The organism is Plantactinospora sp. ZYX-F-223 (genome assembly GCF_039649625.1).
Lineage (GTDB): Bacteria > Actinomycetota > Actinomycetes > Mycobacteriales > Micromonosporaceae > Plantactinospora.
On record NZ_JBDJAV010000044.1, the window covers coordinates 26,260 to 46,210 of the forward strand.

Genomic DNA, 19,951 nt, shown 5'->3' on the forward strand with positions numbered 1-19,951 from the left:
GCCCCCCGTCGACCTGGCCGACGTGTCTTGGAGGACGCGACATGCTGGCAACACCCACCCCGGATCCGATCAACACCGGACCTACCGCCGACGACCTGGCGGAGATCGAGCGTGAGTGGCCGTTGATCGAGGCCGAGTTGGCACTGTTGGACGCGGAGATCACCGCGCTCAACGCCGACGGTGGCCCGTCGCCGCTGGACCGGCGCCGGATCCGCCGGGCCGAGCAGCGAGTGATGCGGGAAGCCGCCGCCCTGGGCGAGCTGCTGACCGAGGCGCCGCGCGTGTGGAAGGCGGTGGCCTGATGACCACGCCGACCCTGAGCGCCTACCCCCGCGCCGTCGAAGACCTGATCCCGGCCGCCCGCGCCCTGGCCGACAAGCTCGGCCGAGTCCCGTCCCGGAACCTGCTGATGCGGGAGCTGCGGGTGGGTTCCCCGAAGGCCACCGCGCTACGGGAAGCCCTCACCACCGCCGACCTCACCCGCACCGCCCCGCCCACTGCGGCCCCGGTGGAAACCCCGCCGGGTCGGGCGGTGGACCCGGTTCCGGCCGAGCCGACGACCGAGCCCGAACCGTCACCGACCCCCGCCGAGCCGGTCAACGAGCCGGACGCATCTGCGCCGGTCGCGGTGGCCGGACACCCAGGTTCCACGATCACCACCGACCCGGTTCCAGCGGTGCGGAAGCCGATGCGGTCGTGGGTGTTGCTGCTGCTGGCCGCTCCCGCGTTCGTCGCCATCTGGTCGGGGTGGGTCGGACTCGGCGAACTCACCGGGTTCGGAGTGGTTCACCCGCTGCCGGGCATCTGGGACAGCTTCTCCCTGAACACCGCGATCACCCTGCCGGTCGGCGTCGAAGCCTACGCCGCCTACGCGCTGCGGGCGTGGCTGTCCGGCGACGGTGTACCCCGGCGGGCACGCCGGTTCGCGGCCTGGTCGGCGATCGGGTCGCTGCTGCTCGGCGCCGCCGGACAGGTGGCGTATCACCTGATGGAGTCCGCCGGGGTGACCTCGGCCCCGTGGTGGATCACCACCCTCGTTGCCTGCCTACCGGTCGCGGTGCTCGGCATGGGCGCTGCCCTGGCCCACCTGCTGCACACCCGCGACGAGTCCTGACTTCGCCCGGCGGCGCGGCCTCTGGCCTCGCAAACCTTCGCCGCGCCGCCGGCCCTGCCATCTGAGATCACCAAACCCCTGATGGAGGAACACCAATCATGACCTCCCCCAACGATGATCGGTTCGACTGGACGGCCGCCGAAGCGGACCTGTCCGCCGATGCCGAGGTCGTCGACCTGGCCGCCCGACGCCGCAAGCCCACCGACAGCGTGACGTCGTTCAGCGTCGAACTTGACGACGAAGCCGACGACCAGGAGACCGACACCCCGCCACCGGTCGACCCGCCCCACGTACCGGCACCGTCGGCGTTCGCGTCGGCGCTGGCGAGCAAGACCGCGACCCGCCGGCCGATCGTCCCCGCGTGGCTACGGTCCCGGGTCGAGTTGGTCACGGCTGGCCGGTGGGTGTTCTCGCACTACACCCACGTCAGCCTCTACCACCTCACCCGCTCACCGAAGTACACGCTCCGGCTGGTGTGGCGGGCACCGTTCGGCGTGGCCCGCGTCCTGGCCGCCACCGTCCGGTGGGTGTCCGACGCCGAAGGCATCCCGGTCCGGCTGGCCGCCGTCCGCCGCGAAGACGCCGACCTGTACCTGAAGCTGTCCCGGCAGCGGGATGCGCGGGTACGGTGGCGCGGAATCGTGGTCACGGCCGTGCTGCTCCTCGGCGTACCGACGGTCGCGGTGTTGATGGCCCTGGCCGGTTCATGGCAACGCTGGGCCATTCTCGCCGGAGCGGTGGCCCTCTTCGGCCTAGCGGGCACGCCGAAGGACAAGCCGCTGCTGGACGTGGCCGCAGTAACCCCACGCGCCCGGAAGCTATCGGCCGATGTCGTGACCCGGGCATTCCTGGCCGCCGGCCTGTGCAAGGTCGATGACCCGATCACCTTCCCGATGCCGATCATGCGCGACGGACCCGGTTGGCGGGCCGTGGTCGACCTGCCGTACACCACCACCGCCGACAAGGCGATCAAGAAGCGGACCGAGCTGGCCGCCGGCCTCGACCTGGACGAGGTCCAGGTGTGGCCGGAGCGGGTACGCGGCACCTCCGGCTCCGCCCGCCGACTGTCCCTGTGGGTGGCGGACGAGGACCCGTACGCAAAGCCGTCCGGACTGTGGCCGCTGATCGACCGGGGGAGCGTGGACATCTTCACCCCGTTCCCGTTCGGCCAGGACCAGCGGGGACGGCCAATCCCGCTGCTGCTCATGTTCACGTCGCTGCTCGTTGGTGCGATCCCGCGCATGGGCAAGACGTTCGCCGCGCGGCTGCCGGTGCTAGCCGCTGCCCTGGATCCGATCGTGGAACTGCACGTCTACGACGGCAAGGGAGGCCAGGACTGGCGGGCATTCGAGCGCATCGCCCACCGCGCCGGGTACGGCGTCCGGGACGAGACCGTGGAAGCCCTCGTAGAGGATCTACGCGCCTTGGTCGTGGACATGAACCGGCGCTACGACACCATCGCCACCCTGCCCCCGGACCTATGCCCGGAATCCAAGGTGACCCGGGAAATTGCCGAGAAGCGGTCACTCAAGCTGTGGCCGGTCCTCGTCGCGATCGACGAATTCCAGCGCTACTCCGGCCACGCCGTACACGGGGATGAGATCGTGTCGCTGCTGACGGAGCTGTGCAAGGTTGGCCCGTCGGTCGGAATCATGATCCTGCTGGCGACGCAGAAGCCGGATGGCAAGGCCGTCCCGACCGACCTGCGGGACAACATCGGTACCCGGTTCGCGCTCAAGACCATGACGTGGCAGTCCTCCGAGGCGGTGTTGGGCGCCGGTTCCTACCCGGCCGGCTACGACTCCTCCCGCTTCCAGCGCGCCCACAAGGGCGTCGGCATCCTGCTCGGCGCCGACGACTCCGGCGCCGTCGAAGAAGCCGTGACCGTACGGACGAACTTCGCCAAGACCGCGCACGTCGAAACCGTCGTGGCACGTGCCCTGGCGCTGCGGCAGAAGGCGGGCACCCTGACCGGGCACGCCATCGGCCAGGCCCCGGAGCAGGTCACCAGCGCCGGTGACACCCTGCTCGACGACATCCTCACCGTCGTACCGGCCACCGAGCCGAAAGTGTGGTCAGAGACCGTCGTCGCCCGGCTGGCCGAGCTGCGCCCCGACACCTACGGCGGATGGGAACCCGCCCAACTCGCGGCGGCACTCAAGCCCCACCGCATCCCCGTCGGCCGACAGGTCTGGGGCACCGACCCAACCACCGGCAAAGGCGCCAATCGTAAGGGCATCCACCGCGAGGACCTTGCTAATTCTGTAGCAGTTCGTAACCGGCGACGCATGGTCGGATAACCCCGAGCGGGCCGCTAGGTCTAGCCCTCGGCACAGCTAGACCTAGCGGCACCGCTAGCCCTCGATCTTCATCCCTGCCAGGACGCTAGCGACCTAGCGCCCTCAGCCCCACACGCCCGAAAACCGGCCCTGGAGGCACCCGTGGACCCGTCCGCGATCATCGCTAGCCTGCTCTGCCCGATCCCCATCCTCATAACGCTCGGTTACCTCGGAGTCTGCGCTGTCTCGCCGTTCGGACGGTGCCGACGCTGCCACGGTGCCGGCCGGGGACGCACCTACCGGCACTGCAACCGCTGCGACGGCACCGGCCGCCGCATCCGCATCGGCCGACACGTCTGGAACGAGATCCGCCGCGAACACCGAAACGGCACCCGATGAACCGGCACCTGCCACACACCGACTGGTGCGCCCGTGACCACCGCTGCAACCTCGGCGAACACCGCTCAGCACCGATCCTGGTCGACCTCCCCGAACACGGCCGCGCCGTCCTCACCCGCGTCCGCACCGACAACGGCCGCGAACACGCCGAAATCCGCGTACGCGTCGCCCTGGCCGCCACCGAACCCGCCGCCCGCCGGCAACTCGCCAGCCTGCTCACCGACCTCCGCCAGGCCGTCACCCGCGCCGCCGTCGCCGGCCGACCACGACCACGCCGCTCCGCCTGACTGACCCGCTGCCCACTGAAGGGAGAACTCTCCTCGTGACCCGAGCACCCGCGCATGACCTGAACGCCGAACAGGCGGTCATCGGCGCCGCGCTCCTCGCTCCGGACGTGGTCGCCGAGTTGGCCGGCACGCTCGCACCGGCCGACTTCTACCGACCCGTGCACGGTCGGCTGTGGGAAGCGCTGTGCGCCATGCACGCCACCGGCCAGCCGGTCGACCCGATCGCCCTGGCCGCCCGCCTCGCCGAGTCCGGAGATCTCGGCAAGGTCGGCGGAGCGCCCTACCTGCACACGCTGATCCAGTCCGTACCGACCGCCGCGAACGCCAGCCACTACGCCCGGATCGTTGCCGACCACGCCCGCCGCCGCCAGGTTGCCGACCTCGGCGCCTACATCGCCGAACGGGCCGGCACCGACACCGACGTCGCCGAAATCGTTGCCACCGGCCGCGCCATCCTCGATCAAGCCGCCGCAGGCTCGCAGTGGTCGCCACTCATCCCGCTCGGCGACCGGCGACACCTCCCTGACTTCCCCGGCTACGTCCTGCCCGAATGGGTCGCCGACATGGTGTACGGCGTCGCGGAGTTCACCCAAACCCCGGTCGACCTGGCGGGCTGCATCGCCCTGGCCGCCCTCTCCACCGCCGCCGGAGGCCGCGCCGAGGTAGAGGTACGCGGCTCATGGCGCGAACCAACGAACCTGTTCACGGTCGTCGTACTGCCTCCAGGGTCGCGAAAGTCGGCGGTGTTCGCCGCGATGATCGGGCCGCTCCTGGCTGCCGAGAAGGCGTTGGTGGAGCGGACCAAGCCCGCGATTGTGGAAGCCGAGCTGGCCGCCCGCGTCGCCGGAAAGACAGCCGAAAAGGCCGCGAACGCCGCAGCGAACGCCGACCAGTCCGGACGGGACACGCTGTTGGCGGAAGCGACCGCCGCCGCGATGAACGCCGACGCCGTGACCGTCCCGGTACTGCCGCAACTCGTCGCCGATGATGTGACCAGCGAAGAAGCCGCCTCGCTACTGGCCGAGCAGGGCGGACGCCTGGCCGTCCTCTCGCCGGAAGGCGGCATCTTCGCCACCATCGCCGGCCGCTACTCCGGCACCCCCAACCTGGAAGTGTTCCTCAAGGGCCATGCCGGAGACATGCTCCGGGTCAACCGGCGCTCCCGCGCGCCGGAACACGTCGAGCACCCGGCGCTCACGCTCGGCCTGGCCGTACAGCCCGACGTGTTGCGCGATATCGCGGACATGCCGGGATTTCGCGGTAAGGGTCTCCTGGCGCGGATCCTGTTCAGCCTGCCGGAAAACACCGTCGGTCGGCGGAAAGTCGGCGCCGATCCGGTGACGGAGCAGGTAGCCAGCGCCTACACGGCCAACCTCGGCGCCCTGGTGATGACCCTCGCCGAGTGGACCGATCCGGCCGTACTGCCGCTCACCCCCGAGGCCAACGAGCGGGTGTTGGACATCGAACGCCAGGTAGAGCCGCGCCTTGCTCCCGGTGGTGCCTGGGGACACGTCGTGGACTGGGGCAGCAAGTACACCGGGGCCGTCGTCCGACTGGCCGGACTCATTCACCTCGCCGAGCACCTACGCGACGGATGGGGGAAGCCGATCCAGGCAGAGACGGTCGAGCGGGCCGGCCTGCTCGGCGCCTACTTCGCCGCGCACGCCCTGGCCGCCTTCGACGACATGGGCGCCGACAAGAGCACCCGGTACGCCCGGCTCGTGCTGGCCTGGATCGAACGCACCACCGCCACCACGTTCACGAAACGAGAGCTGTACCGGGGTGTACGGAGCCAGATCCCGAGCGCCGCCGACCTCGACCCGGTGCTGTCGCTGCTGGAGATCCATGGCTACCTCCGCCAGCTCGACCCGCCGGCCCGTACCGGCGCCGGCCGTCCTGCCTCGCCTTCCTTCCTGGTGCATCCCGAGGTCCACCGCAGCGCCGGCACTGTCCACGGGATGCCCGGCTCGGCCAGCCGGAGGCCAGCGTGACCCCGTGGACAGAATGGCCAGAATGGCCAATATCCGGGGCCGAGCAGGATTTTGGCCATTGTGGCCATTGTGGCCAGAGCACTCGGCCCGCACCGGGCGCCCCGACCGCGCCCGCCAGTCGGACGCCGGTCCCATCGGCCCGAGACACGACCCGCTCAACGGCCCATAGCCGAGCCGGCCCTACCTATCACGCCGGCCGGCTATCAAACGGCGCTCTACGGCGATCTGAGCGGGCCGGCAGAAGCCCGCCCCACCGCCCGCACTCACCGCCCCTCGAAAGACCAGCCTGAGCCGAAAGGCGCTCCACACGGCAATGAAGGCAGGCAACACCCGCTCCACCGCAATACCGACCGGGGAGGAATCCGTGAGCACCGCCGACAACCGCGTCGTACTCACCATCGAAGAAGCCGCGAAGCGACTCGGCATTGGCCGAACCACCATGTACGCCCTCGTGATGACCGGCGAGATCCGCTCCGTCACCATCGGCCGACTTCGCCGCGTACCCGTCCGCTGCCTGGACGAATACGTAACCACCCTGCTCGACCAGCCCATGACCCCGGCTGCCTGAGGGAGGCATACATGCGACGGAAGCCCAATGGAGCATCCAGCATCTACCAGGGCGCCGACGGTTCGTGGCACGGACGGGTCACGGTAGGTACCAAGGACGACGGCACCCCGGACCGGCGACACGTTCGCGGTAAGACCGAGGCGGCCGTTACCAAAAAGGTTCGCCAACTGGAACGGGACCGGGACAGCGGCACGGTTCGCAAGGCTGGGCAGCGCTGGACGGTGAAGACCTGGCTCACGCATTGGGTCGAGAACATCGCCGCTCCATCCGTGCGCGAGAACACCATTGCCGGCTACCGCGTTGCCGTGAACCGGCACCTGATCCCCGGTCTCGGCGCCCACCGGATTGACCGCCTGGAACCGGAACACCTTGAACGGTTCTACGCCCGGATGCAGGAGAAGGGGAGCGCGCCGGCTACCGCGCACCAGGCCCATCGAACCATCCGAACGGCGCTCAATGAGGCTGTGCGCCGAGGTCACCTCACCCGCAATCCCGCCTCACTGGCAAAGGCGCCACGCCTCTCCGACGAGGAGATCGAGCCCTATTCGGTTGCGGAGGTACAGCGACTCATGACAGCGGCATCGTCACGACGGAACAGCGCCCGATGGGCAATCGCGCTTGCCCTCGGCCTCCGTCAGGGCGAAGCCCTCGGCTTGAAGTGGGCAGATGTCGACCTGGACGCCGGAACCCTCGTCGTACGCCGTGGTCGGCAACGCCCGAAGTGGCGGCACGGTTGCGCCGAACCGTGCGGCCGGAAGTACGGCGGACACTGCCCCGATCGGCAGCCAACCCGGGCCGCTACCGCCGACACGAAGTCACGTGCCGGGCGCCGCAGCATCGGGCTTCCCGACGAGCTGGTGGCTCTGCTCCGGAAGCACCGGGACGAGCAGGACCAGGAGCGCCAGAACGCCGGACAGCTCTGGTGCGACGGCGGTTGGCTGTTCGCCACGCCGACCGGCGAGCCGGTGAACCCACGGACCGACTACGACGAGTGGAAGCGGATGCTCAAGCTGGCCGGACTCCGGGACGGACGGCTACACGATGCCCGGCACACGGCCGCCACGGTGCTGCTGATCCTCGGCGTGGCGGAGCGGGCCGTGATGGGCATCATGGGCTGGTCCAACTCCGCCATGGCCGTCCGCTACCAGCACTTGACGACACAGGTCCGCCGAGACATCGCGAAGCGGGTCGGCGGGCTGCTCTGGGAAGCCCCGAAGGATCCGCCCGACGATGACGACCAGCGCGCCGCCGGGGGTAGGCGTACCGGCCGCCTGAGCGGCAACTGAGACCAAAACTGAGACCGCAAGCCGAACGCCCGGTGGGTCGTTTCCGACCTGCCGGGCGTTTTGCCTGCTCAGTGGCGGTGGCGGCGGGATTTGAACCCGCGGAGGGCGTGAACCCTCACACGCTTTCGAGGCGTGCTCCTTAGGCCACTCGGACACACCACCGCCGAGTAGGGTACCCGACGCACCGGGGCGACGTCGCGGCGGTATCGGCCGGAGCGACCTGGCAGGATCACCTCACATGAGTACGCACATTGGCGCCAAGCCCGGTGAGATCGCCGAGCGGGTCCTGATGCCGGGCGACCCGCTGCGGGCCAAGTGGATCGCGGAGACCTACCTCGAGGACGCCAAGTGCTACTCGACGGTGCGCGGCATGCTCGGCTTCACCGGCCGCTGGTCCGGCACCGAGGTCTCGATCCAGGGCTCCGGCATGGGCATGCCGTCCGCCTCCATCTACGCGCACGAGCTGATCAACGAGTACGGCGTACGGTCGCTGATCCGGGTCGGCTCGTGCGGGGCCCTCAGCGAGGACCTCCAGCTCCGGGACGTGATCGCGGCGAGCGGCTCGTCGACCGACTCGAGCATGAACCGGATGCGGTTCGACGGGTTGATCGACTACGCCCCGGTCGCCGACTTCGGGCTGCTGCGTACCTCGGTCGAGGTGGCCGAGCGGCGTGGCATCGCGATGCGGGTCGGCCCGATCCTGGCCACCGACGCCTTCTACACCGACCGTCCGGGTCTCTACGACACCCTTGCCGACTACGGCGTGCTGGCGGTGGAGATGGAGTCGGCGGCGCTCTACACGATCGCGGCCCGGTTCAAGGCGCGGGCGTTGACGCTGCTGACCGTCAGCGACCACATCAAGCGGGGCGAGCAGACCACCGCCCAGGAGCGCGAGCAGACCTTCAGCCAGATGGTCGAGATCGCCCTCGACACCATCGTCGCCTGACGGAGACGACGCGACCGGGTCGGGAGTACAAGCGAAAGCCCGTACCCCTGACCCGGTCGCCTCCTCACGGCGTGGCGAGCGCCTCGGTCGGGGCCAGCCGGGCGGCCCGGATCGCCGGGTAGAGCCCGGCGAAGGCGCCGATCAGCAGGGTCGCACCGACCCCGCCGACCATCGCCCAGCTCGGTACCACCGTCGGCCAGTCCCGGGACAGGGCGTAGCCCGAGGTCACCCCGATGCCGATCAGCACTCCGCCGACTCCGCCGAGGGCGGAGAGCAGCAGCGACTCGGCGAGGAACTGGGTGCGTACCTGCCCCCGGGTCGCGCCGAGCGAGCGGCGCAACCCGATCTCGGCCCGCCGTTCGAGCACCGAGATCACCATCGTGTTGGCGACTCCCACCCCGCCGACCAGCAGCGCGACCGCGCCGAGCCCGAGCAGCAGCCCGGTGAACGCCTCGTCGGTGGCCTGCTGCGCCTCCAGCGCGTCGGACGGCCGGGACACCTTGACCTCGTTCGGCGCCTCCGGGTTGGCGGTGGCGCCGAGTACCGTCTGCACCGCCTCGACCGACTGCTCGGCCGAGCGGGTGTAGACGGTGGTCGGGTGCCCGTCGAAGCCCAGGTACGACGCGGCCGCCTCCCAGCCGACCAGCGCGGAGAGGTCCAGCTCCGGCGCCAGCGGTACCGGTGCCAGGATCCCGACCACGGTGAACCACCGACTGCCGAGATAGACCTGTACGTCCGGTCCGGCCTTGCCGAGCCCGAGCCGTTCCGCCGCGGTCGCCCCGAGTACGACGGCCGGATAGCGTGCCGTCGCCCCGTTCAGCCAGGTACCGCTGGCCATGGTCGCCCCGACCGTGTCGATCAGGTCCAGCCGGGCCGCGCGGGCGGCGATCCCGCCGCTCTCCACCTCGGGGATCTGATCCGAGCGGTACACCCGGGCCTCGGAGAGCTGCCCGGTGGCGGAGACCTGCTGGACCGGGCCGATCCGGCCGATCATCGCGATTGACTCCTCCGGCAACTGGGCCGCGTCACCGAACATGGTGTTGCCGGGCGCGACGGTCAGCAGGTTGGTGCCGAGCGAGTCGAGCATCCGGTCCAGTTCCGCCCGGGACGACGACGAGATGCCGACCACCGCGACCATCGCGGCGATGCCGATCGCGATGCCGAGCGCGGAGAGGAACGCCCGCAGCGGCCGGGTACGCAGCCCGACGCCGCCGACTCGGAGGATGTCGCGGGGCCGCATCCGGGCCGGTACCAGCCGGGTGCGTGCCCCGCCGTTCCCCCCGGCCATCAGCCTGCCCCGTTCGACGCGATCGGCGCGAACCGGCCGCTGCCGGGCCCACCGTGGGCAGCACTGTCCGACAGCACCAGGCCGTCGCGCATCTGCACCTGCCGGGGCAGGCTCGCCGCGATCTCCCGGTCGTGCGTGATCACCACCACCGTGGTTCCGGCGGCGTTCAGCTCACGCAGCAGCGCCAGCACCCCGGCCCCGGACGTCGAGTCGAGGTTGCCGGTCGGCTCGTCGGCCAGCAACAGCGCCGGGTTTCCCACCACGGCCCGGGCGATCGCCACCCGTTGCCGTTCGCCGCCGGAGAGTTCGTGCGGCCGGTGGTCGAGCCGGTGCCCCAGCCCGACCCGGACCAACGCGGCCTCCGCGCGCCGCCGCCGCTCCCCGAGGGGTACGCCGGCGTAGAGCAGCCCGTCCGCCACGTTGTCCAGCACCGGTACGCCCGGCGCGAGGTGGAACTGCTGGAACACGAACCCGATCCGGGACGACCGGAGCGCGGAGAGCTGCCGGTCCGACAGTTTCGCCACGTCGTACCCGTCGATGTGCACGGTGCCGGTCGACGGCCGGTCGAGGGTGCCGATCAGGTGCAGCATGGTGGACTTGCCGGAGCCGGAGGGCCCGACGATCGCCACCAGCTCGCCCGGCCGGACGGTCAGGGTGACGCCACCGAGTGCGGTAACGCCGCCCGGATAGACCTTCGTGACCCGGTCGAGCACCACGACCCCGTCGGTGCCGGCCGGTGGATCGGCGAGCGCGGTACCCGACGCCGCCAGGTCCCGGCTCACTTCGGCATCCCCACGGTCGCCCCCTCGACCAGCCCGTCGCCGGTCACCTCCACTCGGCCGGAGGCGAACATCCCGGTCTGCACCGCCACGATCCGGGTCGCGTCGCCCTCGACGACCTCGACGCCGTAGCCACCCTCGGCGAGGGCGAGCAGCGCGGCGACCGGAACGGTGAGCACGTTCTCCCGCTGGGCCGCGGTGAATGCCACGTCGACCGAGGCGCTGTCGAACCCGGCCAACGCCTTCGGGTCGGCGGCGGTGACGGTCACCTCGATCTTGGTCTCCGGCCCGTTCTGCTCGTCCCCGGTCTCGATGACCGTCTCGGTGGCGGCGATGGTGCCGGCCACCTCCTTGCCGTCCGGCAGCGTCACCGTGACCTTGGCGCCCCGCTTGGCCAGCCGCTGGTCGTCCACGTCCAGCGAGACGGTGACCACCCGGGAGGTACCGCTGTAGCTGAGCACCCCGCCGCCGGGCTGCACCGCGTCGCCGACCTCGGCCTCGGTGCTGTCCACCCGGACCTCGCCGGTGGCGTAGACGACCTGGCCCAACTCGACCCGGCCGGTCTCGTCGAGGCCGAGGTCCTCCTGCCACTCCTGCACCGCCTCGGCGGTGGCCGAGGTGTACTCGTCGTCGACGGTGAACCCGTCGTAGCCGAGCGCGCTCAGGTTCTTCTCGAACTGCTCGACGTCCTCGCCGCTGTCACCGGAGCGCAGCGTCCGGTACGCCGGCAGCCCGCCGTAGAGCAGCACCACCTTCTGGTTGTCGACCGAGTAGAGCGGCTTGCCCCGGGTGACCCGGGCACCGGCGGCGGCGATCGAGGTGATCGTGCCCCCCTTCCGGGCCGCCACGGTACGGGTCTCGCCGTACCCCAGTTCGCCGTCGGCGGTCTCCGAGTCGATCAGCGTCTGGCGGGTGACCTGGGCGTTCGCCGGTGGCAGGTTGCTGGCGGTGGCCGTACCCGGGTCGTCACCGCCAAAGCCGACGGCGGCGGCGACTCCGGCGGCGACCGCCAGCGCGGCGGTGGTCACCACCGCCACCGCCCGGCCCCGGCCGCCCCGGCGTCGCCGCCCCGGCCGGCTCCCGGCCGCCGGAACCGCCCCCGTGGCGTCGCCCGATCCGGCGATGGCCGGAGCCGACCCGTCCGGAGACGGGCCGGTCTCGGTCACGGAGGTGCCCGCCGTCATTCGCCACCACCTCGGATCCGGACCGGGAACTCGCCCCGGCACTTCTCCATCGCGGCCTGGAACTTCGGGTCGTTCATCCTCATCCCGTTGCCCTGGCCGAGCTGCATGGTGCCGTCCGGGCCCGGGTCCGGGAAGTCCGGCACACCGTTCTCCCGCATGCACTTCGCCATCTTGCGCAACTGCTCAACCTGCTCCGGGTTGAGTTCCATCTTGCCGCCGTTCGGCAGCAGGTGGCGGCACTTCTCCATCGCCGCCTGCGTCTTGGCCGGATCGTCACCCGGGTTCCGCTGGATCCGGATCCCGCCCTGACCCGGCTCCGGATCCGGCATCTCCACCCCGTTCTCCCGCATGCACTTGGCAAACTCCAGGCGGCGGTCCTCGTCGCTCAGCGCGGCGGCGCTGGCACTGGCGGTAGGTCCGGCTCCGGCGCCGCCCTGGGCGGTGGCCACCCCCGGCCCCTCGTCGGCCTTGGCGCAGCCGGCGAGCGCCAGGCCGAGGAGGGGGAGGGCCAGCCAGATGCCCGACATTCGTCGGCGCATGGCACAACTCCTTCCGTGGGCCGGCGCGGTTCGCCGGCCGATACGGACAAAGTCAAGCCGGCGGCACGTATCCGGGGCGTAACCGTCGACGTTTACGGCGGGGTTATCCGCGACCGAGTCACCATGGACCGGTGCGGGTACTGGTGGTCGAGGACGAGAAGCTGTTGGCGGACGCCGTCGCCGAGTGGTTGCGCCGGGAGGCGTTCGCGGTCGACGTCGCGTACGACGGCGACGCGGCCCTGGAGCGGCTCGGCGTCAACGACTACGACGTGGTGGTGCTGGACCGGGACCTGCCGGTGGTGCACGGCGACGACGTGTGCCGGGCGATCGTGGAGGGCGGGGGCGAGACCCGGGTGCTGATGCTCACCGCTGCGGCCGCGGTCCGGGACCGGGTGGCCGGGCTGGCCCTGGGCGCCGACGACTACCTGATCAAGCCGTTCGCGCTGGTCGAACTCTCCGCCCGGGTACATGCGCTGATCCGGCGGGCCCGGCCGGCCGCGCCGCCGAAGCTGACCCGGGCCGGCCTGGTGGTCGACCCGGCCCGGCACGAGGTCTACCGCGACGGCCGGTACGTCGCGCTCTCCCGCAAGGAGTTCGCGGTGCTCGCCGAGCTGATGCGGGCCGGCGGCGCGGTGGTCTCCGCCGAGGAGCTGCTGGAGCGGGCCTGGGACGAGCACATCGACCCGTTCACCAACGTGGTCCGGGTGACCGTGATGAAGCTGCGCCGCAAGCTCGGCGATCCGCAGATCGTCGAGACCGTACCGGGAGTGGGGTATCAGATCCGATGAAACGACTGACGATCCGGGCCCGCCTGACCCTGGTCTACGGCGGCCTCTTCCTGCTCGCCGGGATGGTGCTGCTCGCCGTCACCTACGTGCTGGTCGAACAGCGGATGCCCAGCACCATGGGAGTGCAGATCAGCGGCGTCAAGCCGCCACCCGGGTCGTCACCGGGCCGGATAGTCTCGCCGGAAAACGCCGAACAGCTCCGGCTCTTCGCCCGGCAGGTGCAGGACGAGGCCCGGGAGAACGCGCTGGAGACCCTGCTCACCCAGGGCGGCATCGCGCTCGCCGTGGTCTCGGCGACCGCCCTCGCCTTCGGCTGGCTGATCGCCGGCCGGGCGCTGCAACCGCTGCACCAGATCACCGGCACCGCCCGGCGGATCGCCGGAGCCGGCACCGCCGGTCGCGGGCTGCACGAGCGGATCGCGCTGGACGGCCCGCGGGACGAGGTCAAGGAACTCGCCGACACCTTCGACCTGATGCTGGAACGGCTGGACCAGTCCTTCGACGGGCAGCGGCGGTTCGTCGCAAACGCCTCGCACGAGCTGCGTACGCCGCTGGCGCTGAACCGGTCCCTGCTGGAGCTCGCGGTCACCCGGCCGGGGGCGCCGGCCGAGTTGCAGCAGCTCGGCGAGACGCTGCTGGCGGTCAACGAGCGGCACGAACGGCTGATCGACGGGCTGCTCACCCTGGCCGACTCGGAGCAGCAGGTGGTGGAGCGTACCCGGATCGACCTGGCCGAGGTGGTCGGGCACGTCGCCGAGCAGATGCGTACGGAGCTGCCGCTGCACCGGCACCTGGCTCCGGCACCTACCGCCGGGGATCCGGTACTGCTGGAGCGGCTGACCCAGAACCTGCTGGAGAACGCGCTGCGGCACAACGTCCCGACCGGCGGCCAGGTCTGGATCAACACCGCCACGGTCGACGGCTGGGCGACCCTGGTGGTGGCGAACACCGGGCCGGTGGTGCCGGGGTACGAGGTCGAGACGATGTTCCAGCCGTTCCGGCGGCTGCGCCAGGAGCGGGTCGGCGGTGGCCGCGGGTTCGGTCTCGGGCTGTCGATCGTCCGGGCGGTCGCCAACGCACACGGCGGTTCGGTCCGGGCCGAGCCCCGGCACGGGGGTGGGTTGGTCGTCACGGTCCTGCTGCCGGCCGAGGCCCCGGTCCAGGCTGTCCCGGAGTACGCCCCGCCGGCCCTTGCGGCCGCGACCCTCGCGCCCTCTCCCGGCCTGCCCGCCGGTGGCCCCGCCCCGGCGACCGGGCACGCCCGGATCATGCCCGGCTGACCCGCTGGCCGTTGCGGTGACGCCAGAGTTTTCCACAAGCATTTCGAGTTATCCACAGGGTGTGCACAACCCCGACCGGAGCTGTGCAGAACCGGTCAGCGGAAGAAGGCCCGGAGCGCGGCGGCGCACTCGGCCTCCAGGACACCGCCGTACACCTCGGGGCGGTGGTTGAGCCGCCGGTCGCGTACGACGTCCCAGAGCGAACCCACCGCACCGGTCTTCGGCTCCCAGGCGCCGAAAACGAGCGTGGAGATCCGGGCGAGCACCAGCGCACCGGCGCACATCGTGCACGGTTCCAGGGTCACCACCAGGGTGCAGCCGGTCAGCCGCCAGGCGCCGACGGCCCGGGCGGCCCGGCGCAGCGCCAAGACCTCGGCGTGTGCGGTGGGGTCTCCGGTCAGCTCACGCTCGTTGCGGGCGCTCGACAACTCCGTACCGTCGGGACCGTAGACCACCGCTCCGACCGGGACGTCCCCGGCCAGCGCCTCGACGGCCGCCGCTGCCGCCCGGCCGGGCGGCGCAGGGGCCGGGCCGGGGCCGGGCGGGGCGCCGGAGACTTCAAGCGCCCGTCGCATCCACGCCTCGTGCCGGTGCCGGCGCCCGGTCAGCGGCAGGTCGGGCAGGTCTGATTCGTCCGGAGGTCGACCCGTCGGCCCGGTCACGCCTCGCGGAGTTCCTCGACCTCGTTGCCACAGCCGATGATCTGGCAGATCTCCGCCGTCACGTCGGCCGGCAGCATCCCCTCGTGCGCGCAGAGTGCGAGCAGGCGATGGGCCGAGATGCCGAGGTCGGCGAGGAGGTCGGCGTCGCCCACCGGATCGGCGTCCGGATCGACGGCCGGTTCGTTCTCGCCGTCGTCATTGGCCGGCGCGGCCGCGCGCTCCACCGGCTCGACCACGTCGTCGATGCCGAGCGCCGGGGCCTTGATGTCGCCGACCAGCAGGGCACCGAGCCGCGACTCCTCGGCGAACGCCGAGTCCGAACCGAAGACCCGCAGGTCCTCGCCCTCGTCGAGACGCATGATCGCCAGGTAGGCGTCGTCGGACTCGACGAAGAGCAGGGAGATCTCGGCGTCCTGGTCGACGTCGCGGAGCAGGTCGGCGACCTCGTCGATGTCGGCCGCACCATTCAGATCAACTTCTGTCGCGGCCCAGCCGGACGGGCGGCGCACCACCGCCGCAGCGAAGTACGACATGGTCCCCCCAATTACCCAGCGGCCCCCAGCCGCATCACGCCGACTTCACGGTGCACAGCCGGCTCTCTGTCACGCGTGACGGTATCCGGTCGTATCCGGCAGAGCCCACGCAACGCCCCGAAGGAGGGACGGGGAATCGAAGTGGACGAGGCTGCCGGTCAGGTCGCCAGGCGGCGACGGGTGGCGATCAGTTCGCCAGGCGGCGACGGGTGGCGATCAGTTCGCCAGGCGGCGACGGGTGGCGATCAGTTCGCGCAGGCGATCGACGCGGGCGCGTCGGGGATGTTCGCGCTCCCGCACCGACTTCGCCCCGGCGAGCTCGGCAAGGAGCTGCAACCGACGACGGCTGCGGTCAGGGTCGAGCCGATGCTCTGTCCAGGCCATACCGCCGAGGGTGCCGAGTCGGGCCCGATTCGTCAAGGCCGATCGCGGTGTGCAGCGATCACCTCACTCAGCGCGGCTGTCCCGAACGATTCTCGGAGACTCCGGTACCGCCCCCGCACCGGCCCCGAGCTGCGGCGCGGGCCGTACGGATCATCCGGAGCGGGACAGCGAGGTGGCGAGCGGTTACCACAACGGCCAGTCGGCGCTGGTGTACCAGCGGGTCGCGACGGCCGCTGCGGCGATAGCCCAGCCGACCCCGGTAGCCAGGGCGATGCCCGCGCCGGCTCCCCGGTTGCCCCGCTCGGTCAACAGCAGCGCGACGAGCCAGGCCATCCCGCCGGCCAGCAGCGTCCAGAGCACGTATCCGCGCAGGCCGTGACCGAGCAGACCGAAGGCGACCAGCCAGGCGGCGGCCGAGGCGGCGCCCGCGGCGACGGCTCCGGGGCGTACCGGATGGGGCTCCCGGTAGGTCGGCTGGGTGTGCACGGGCGGCGGGCTGGCCGGAAACAGGCCGGACGGGCTGTGCCCGAAGGGTCGGGGCTGCCAGACCGGCCGGGGCTCGACGGCGGGCGGCGGCAGGGCGGGGTGCGGTACGCCGGACCGGGGTTGCAGAGCCGGCTGTTCCGCCATGACCCCGCTCCTCTCCACCCACACATGCGTGCACACGCCCCCGGGTACGCCACCCGTTCCGGACGGTCCACCCGGTTCGCAGCCTACCCGGCGGAGGCCGGCGACCGACCGGATCGCGACGGGCCCGACCGCCGGGCCGGCAAGCTCCGGGCCGGTCTGCCACTATGGCCGAATGCCATGGGGAGGATCAGCGGGACGGGGCCGGCCCGGCCGGCTGCCGGGGTACCCGGTCGCCGTCCTGCTGGTGACGGTGATGGCGCTCGCCGCCGGCTGCGCCGACACGCGGCAGCCGACCGGCGCACCGGCCTTCGAGCCGATGGACGGCCCGGCCACGAGCGCGGCCGCCGACGGTACGCCGAGCGCCGTGCCGACGCCGTCCGCCAGCGCGAAGCCGAGCAGGTCGCCGTCGAAGAAGCCCAGCACCCCGCCGCCGACGACCAGCGGCAGCCACACATACGCCTTCCCGGTGCAGACGGGCAACGTCGCCTACCACCCGACCCACTCGGCGTACCCGGCCACCGACATCTTCGCCAACTGCGGCTCGCCGGTGGTCGCCGTCACGAACGGCCGGATCCTCGAGGTGAGCCGGGTCGACCGGTACAGCAAGACCGGGCCGCAGGGGCCCAACAACGGCGGCAAGGCGGTCTCGCTGCTCGGTGACGACGGGGTCCGCTACTACGGCTCGCACCTGACCAACGTCACCGGCGGGATCGAGGCGGGCGTCCGGGTGCGCGCCGGCCAGCAGGTCGGCACGGTCGGCCGGACCGGCAACGCCAACAACGTCTGCCACCTGCACTTCGGCATCTCGCCGCCGTGCGAGAAGACCGCCGACTGGTGGATCCGGCGCGGTGTGGTATGGCCGGCGTCGTTCCTGGACGCCTGGCGCAAGAAGCGGAACACCTCACCGGCCGCCAAGGTCAGGGATTGGCGCGCCGACAACGGCTGCCCGAAGGCGCCGTAGCCGCGGCCGGTGTGCGAGAGTTCCGGTCGTGGACGTCGCGGTGATCGGGCTCGGTCTCATCGGCGGCTCGGTGCTGCGGGCACTGGCCTCGACCGGTCATGCGGTGCTCGGCTACGACGCCGACCCCGCGACCAGGGCCACCGCCCGGACCGCCGCCGCACAGGCGCCGCCGGCGGAGCGTTGGCAGGTCGCCCGGACGGTACGCGACGCGGTGGCCCGCGCCGATCTGGTGGTGATCGCCGTACCGCTGCCGGCGGTGGCCGGGGTACTCGACGAGCTCTCCGGAGCTGGCTACACCGGACTGGTCACCGACGTCACCTCGGTCAAGGAGCCGGTACGCGTACTGGTCGACCGGCACCTGCGCGGCGGCGCCGACCGGCGGGCCGGATTCGTCGGCGGCCACCCGATGGCCGGCCGGGAGACCTCCGGATTCGGTGCCGCCGATCCGGCCCTCTTCACCGGCTGCGCCTGGGTGCTCTGCCTCGAACCGGGGGCGACCTCGGTGGCCGACTGGCTGGAACTGGCGGCGTTGCTGACCGGCATCGGCGCCCGGGTGGTGCCGGCGGTCGCCGCCGAACACGACCGGGCGGTGGCCGCGATCAGTCACGTACCGCACCTGCTGGCCACCGCGATCGCGGCGGTCGCCGCCGACGACCCGCTGGCCGGCACCCTGGCCGCCGGCTCGTTCCGGGACGGCACCCGGGTCGCGGCGACCCGGCCGGACCTGGTCGCGGCGATGTGCGGGGGCAACGCGGCAGCGGTCGGCCCGGCGCTGGACGCGGTACTGCGGGAGCTGGACGGCGCCCGCACGGCGGTCGGCTCGGCAGACCCGATCGGTGCGCTGCGGCGCTGGCTGGCGCCCGGCTCGGCGGCCCGGCTGGCCTGGCCACCCCGGCCAGGCGGCGCGGTGGAGCTGCCGGCCCGGCCCGACGCGCTGCTCCGGCTCGGCCGGGCGGGTGGCTGGGTGACCCGGGTCGCCGAGGACCGGCGTACGGTCACCGCGGTCAGACCCGCTCTCCCCGATCCAGCCTGATCACCCGCCGCTCGGTGACGATCGCCGTGACCAGCTCGTAGGGGGTCACGTCGAAGGCCGGGTTGACCGCGTCGACACCGCCCACTCCGGCCGGTCGGCCGTCGCCGGCCGACGGCCGGCCGTACGACAGCACCTCGTCGGCGCCCCGGTCCTCGATCTCGACCCGCGCGCCGTCGGCCGTGTCGGGGTCGACCGTCGACTCCGGCGCGACGACCACGAACGGAATGCCGGCCCGGTGGGCACCGAGCGCGTGCGCGTACGTGCCGATCTTGTTGATCACGTCGCCGTTGGCGCAGATCCGGTCGGCGCCCAGTACCACCCCGTCGACCTCGCCCCGGGCCATCAGGAACGGGCCCGCCCCGTCCACCGCGACCCGGTACGGCACCCCGGCCCGGCCCAGCTCCCAGGCGGTCAGCCGGGCCCCCTGCAACAGCGGTCGGGTCTCGCTGGCCAGTACCGCGCCGAGCGCGTCCCGCCGGTGCAGTTCCAGCACCGCCCCGAGGGCCGTACCGCCGACCACCGCCGCAAGCGCGCCGGTGTTGCAGTGCGTGAGCAGCCGGGGCCGGGTCCCGCAGAGTTCGGCCAGCAGGTCGGCGCCGAGCCGGGCCATCGCGGCCGACGCGGCGATCTCCTCGTCCCGCACCGCCAGCGCCTCGGCGAGGACCGCGTCGGCGCCCTCCGGCAGCCGGGCGGCGGCCCGGCGTACGCCCCGGGCCAGGTTCACTGCCGTCGGCCGGGCGGTCTCCAGCCGGCGTACGGCGGCCGCCACGTCGCCCGGCTGCGCTACGGCGAGCGCGACTCCGAGCGCACCGGCCACGCCGAGCGCCGGGGCGCCGCGTACCGCGAGCCGCTGGATCGCCGCGACGAGGTCATCGACGGTGCTCACCCGGAGTACGGTGAGCCGGCCCGGCAGGGCGGTCTGGTCGATCAGTTCGACGGCACCGTCAACCCAGTCGATCGTGCGCATGAGCGCCAGGGTACGGCGGCATTCCGGCGGCCGGCGAGCCGGTGACCGGGCCG

Annotated in this window: 21 protein-coding genes and 1 tRNA gene; 12 read left to right on the top strand and 10 right to left on the bottom strand. The window is 72.0% G+C overall.

The window, feature by feature from the left end; genetic code table 11:
- Positions 1-41 precede the first annotated feature (41 nt).
- The 7 genes from AAH979_RS33505 to AAH979_RS33535 all read left to right on the top strand — a co-directional run bounded on the left by AAH979_RS33505 (position 42) and on the right by AAH979_RS33535 (position 7,924).
- A complete protein-coding gene (locus AAH979_RS33505; protein ID WP_346262137.1) occupies positions 42-302 on the top strand; it encodes a DUF6284 family protein in 261 nt (86 codons plus the stop codon).
- A complete protein-coding gene (locus tag AAH979_RS33510; RefSeq protein ID WP_346262138.1) occupies positions 302-1,114 on the top strand; it encodes an ABC transporter permease in 813 nt (270 codons plus the stop codon). Before AAH979_RS33505 ends, AAH979_RS33510 begins: the two co-directional genes overlap by 1 nt.
- A gap of 98 nt (positions 1,115-1,212) precedes the next feature.
- The gene (locus AAH979_RS33515; RefSeq protein ID WP_346262139.1) at positions 1,213-3,414 is read left to right on the top strand and encodes a cell division protein FtsK; all 2,202 of its coding nucleotides are present in this window, start codon (positions 1,213-1,215) and stop codon (positions 3,412-3,414) included.
- Positions 3,415-3,788: 374 nt separating this feature from the next.
- Positions 3,789-4,079 carry a hypothetical protein gene (locus AAH979_RS33520; RefSeq protein ID WP_346262140.1) on the top strand — a complete coding sequence of 97 codons (291 nt, stop codon included), beginning with the start codon at positions 3,789-3,791 and terminating at the stop codon, positions 4,077-4,079.
- A 35-nt stretch (positions 4,080-4,114) separates the two neighbouring features.
- Positions 4,115-6,070: a DUF3987 domain-containing protein gene (locus AAH979_RS33525; protein ID WP_346262141.1), complete on the top strand. Its 1,956-nt coding sequence runs from the start codon at positions 4,115-4,117 to the stop codon at positions 6,068-6,070.
- Between the two features lie 364 nt (positions 6,071-6,434).
- Entirely contained in the window at positions 6,435-6,638 is a 204-nt protein-coding gene (locus AAH979_RS33530) for a helix-turn-helix domain-containing protein (protein WP_203863821.1), read from the top strand.
- A gap of 11 nt (positions 6,639-6,649) precedes the next feature.
- Entirely contained in the window at positions 6,650-7,924 is a 1,275-nt protein-coding gene (locus AAH979_RS33535) for a site-specific integrase (protein WP_346262142.1), read from the top strand.
- Positions 7,925-7,996: 72 nt separating this feature from the next.
- Here the strand turns inward: AAH979_RS33535 and AAH979_RS33540 are convergent.
- Positions 7,997-8,086 (bottom strand) — tRNA-Ser (locus tag AAH979_RS33540).
- A gap of 76 nt (positions 8,087-8,162) precedes the next feature.
- Between AAH979_RS33540 and deoD the strand changes: the two genes are divergently transcribed.
- Positions 8,163-8,870, top strand: a complete 708-nt coding sequence (deoD, locus tag AAH979_RS33545) for a purine-nucleoside phosphorylase (protein ID WP_346262143.1) — start codon at positions 8,163-8,165, stop codon at positions 8,868-8,870.
- A gap of 64 nt (positions 8,871-8,934) precedes the next feature.
- Here deoD and AAH979_RS33550 read toward each other — a convergent pair whose 3' ends face one another.
- The 4 genes from AAH979_RS33550 to AAH979_RS33565 form a co-directional block, all read right to left on the bottom strand.
- Positions 8,935-10,158, bottom strand: a complete 1,224-nt coding sequence (locus AAH979_RS33550; protein ID WP_346262144.1) for an ABC transporter permease — start codon at positions 10,156-10,158, stop codon at positions 8,935-8,937.
- Complete coding sequence (locus tag AAH979_RS33555) at positions 10,158-10,874, bottom strand: ABC transporter ATP-binding protein (RefSeq protein WP_346262169.1); 717 nt, start codon at positions 10,872-10,874, stop codon at positions 10,158-10,160. Before AAH979_RS33555 ends, AAH979_RS33550 begins: the two co-directional genes overlap by 1 nt.
- Positions 10,875-10,936: 62 nt before the next feature.
- The gene (locus AAH979_RS33560; RefSeq protein ID WP_346262145.1) at positions 10,937-12,121 is read right to left on the bottom strand and encodes a peptidoglycan-binding domain-containing protein; all 1,185 of its coding nucleotides are present in this window, start codon (positions 12,119-12,121) and stop codon (positions 10,937-10,939) included.
- Positions 12,118-12,660: a hypothetical protein gene (locus AAH979_RS33565; protein WP_346262146.1), complete on the bottom strand. Its 543-nt coding sequence runs from the start codon at positions 12,658-12,660 to the stop codon at positions 12,118-12,120. Before AAH979_RS33565 ends, AAH979_RS33560 begins: the two co-directional genes overlap by 4 nt.
- 131 nt (positions 12,661-12,791) lie before the next feature.
- On the opposite strand from AAH979_RS33565, the gene AAH979_RS33570 reads away from it, so the two are divergent.
- Together AAH979_RS33570 and AAH979_RS33575 are read left to right on the top strand one after the other, a co-directional pair.
- Positions 12,792-13,448 carry a response regulator transcription factor gene (locus AAH979_RS33570; RefSeq protein WP_203857609.1) on the top strand — a complete coding sequence of 219 codons (657 nt, stop codon included), beginning with the start codon at positions 12,792-12,794 and terminating at the stop codon, positions 13,446-13,448.
- Positions 13,445-14,728 (top strand): HAMP domain-containing sensor histidine kinase, encoded by a 1,284-nt coding sequence (locus AAH979_RS33575; protein ID WP_346262147.1) that lies wholly within the window; start codon positions 13,445-13,447, stop codon positions 14,726-14,728. The genes AAH979_RS33570 and AAH979_RS33575 overlap by 4 nt, the downstream gene beginning before the upstream one ends.
- A 95-nt stretch (positions 14,729-14,823) precedes the next feature.
- Here AAH979_RS33575 and AAH979_RS33580 read toward each other — a convergent pair whose 3' ends face one another.
- The 4 genes from AAH979_RS33580 to AAH979_RS33595 all read right to left on the bottom strand — a co-directional run bounded on the left by AAH979_RS33580 (position 14,824) and on the right by AAH979_RS33595 (position 16,937).
- Positions 14,824-15,303 (bottom strand): nucleoside deaminase, encoded by a 480-nt coding sequence (locus AAH979_RS33580; RefSeq protein ID WP_346262170.1) that lies wholly within the window; start codon positions 15,301-15,303, stop codon positions 14,824-14,826.
- An 83-nt stretch (positions 15,304-15,386) separates the two neighbouring features.
- Positions 15,387-15,923: a tRNA adenosine deaminase-associated protein gene (locus AAH979_RS33585; RefSeq protein WP_346262148.1), complete on the bottom strand. Its 537-nt coding sequence runs from the start codon at positions 15,921-15,923 to the stop codon at positions 15,387-15,389.
- A 216-nt stretch (positions 15,924-16,139) separates the two neighbouring features.
- Complete coding sequence (locus tag AAH979_RS33590; RefSeq protein WP_203857601.1) at positions 16,140-16,307, bottom strand: hypothetical protein; 168 nt, start codon at positions 16,305-16,307, stop codon at positions 16,140-16,142.
- Positions 16,308-16,490: 183 nt separating this feature from the next.
- The gene (locus AAH979_RS33595; protein ID WP_346262149.1) at positions 16,491-16,937 is read right to left on the bottom strand and encodes a hypothetical protein; all 447 of its coding nucleotides are present in this window, start codon (positions 16,935-16,937) and stop codon (positions 16,491-16,493) included.
- Between the two features lie 172 nt (positions 16,938-17,109).
- Here AAH979_RS33595 and AAH979_RS33600 point away from each other — a divergent pair, with 172 nt between their 5' ends.
- On the top strand, positions 17,110-17,898 hold the full coding sequence (locus tag AAH979_RS33600; RefSeq protein ID WP_346262150.1) for a M23 family metallopeptidase: 789 nt from the start codon (positions 17,110-17,112) through the stop codon (positions 17,896-17,898).
- A 28-nt stretch (positions 17,899-17,926) separates the two neighbouring features.
- The gene (locus tag AAH979_RS33605) at positions 17,927-18,931 is read left to right on the top strand and encodes a prephenate dehydrogenase/arogenate dehydrogenase family protein (protein WP_346262151.1); all 1,005 of its coding nucleotides are present in this window, start codon (positions 17,927-17,929) and stop codon (positions 18,929-18,931) included.
- On the opposite strand, the gene mtnA is transcribed toward AAH979_RS33605, so the two are convergent.
- Positions 18,903-19,898: an S-methyl-5-thioribose-1-phosphate isomerase gene (gene mtnA, locus AAH979_RS33610; protein WP_346262152.1), complete on the bottom strand. Its 996-nt coding sequence runs from the start codon at positions 19,896-19,898 to the stop codon at positions 18,903-18,905. The two genes, AAH979_RS33605 and mtnA, sit on opposite strands and share 29 nt — an antisense overlap.
- Between the last annotated feature and the right edge of the window lie 53 nt (positions 19,899-19,951).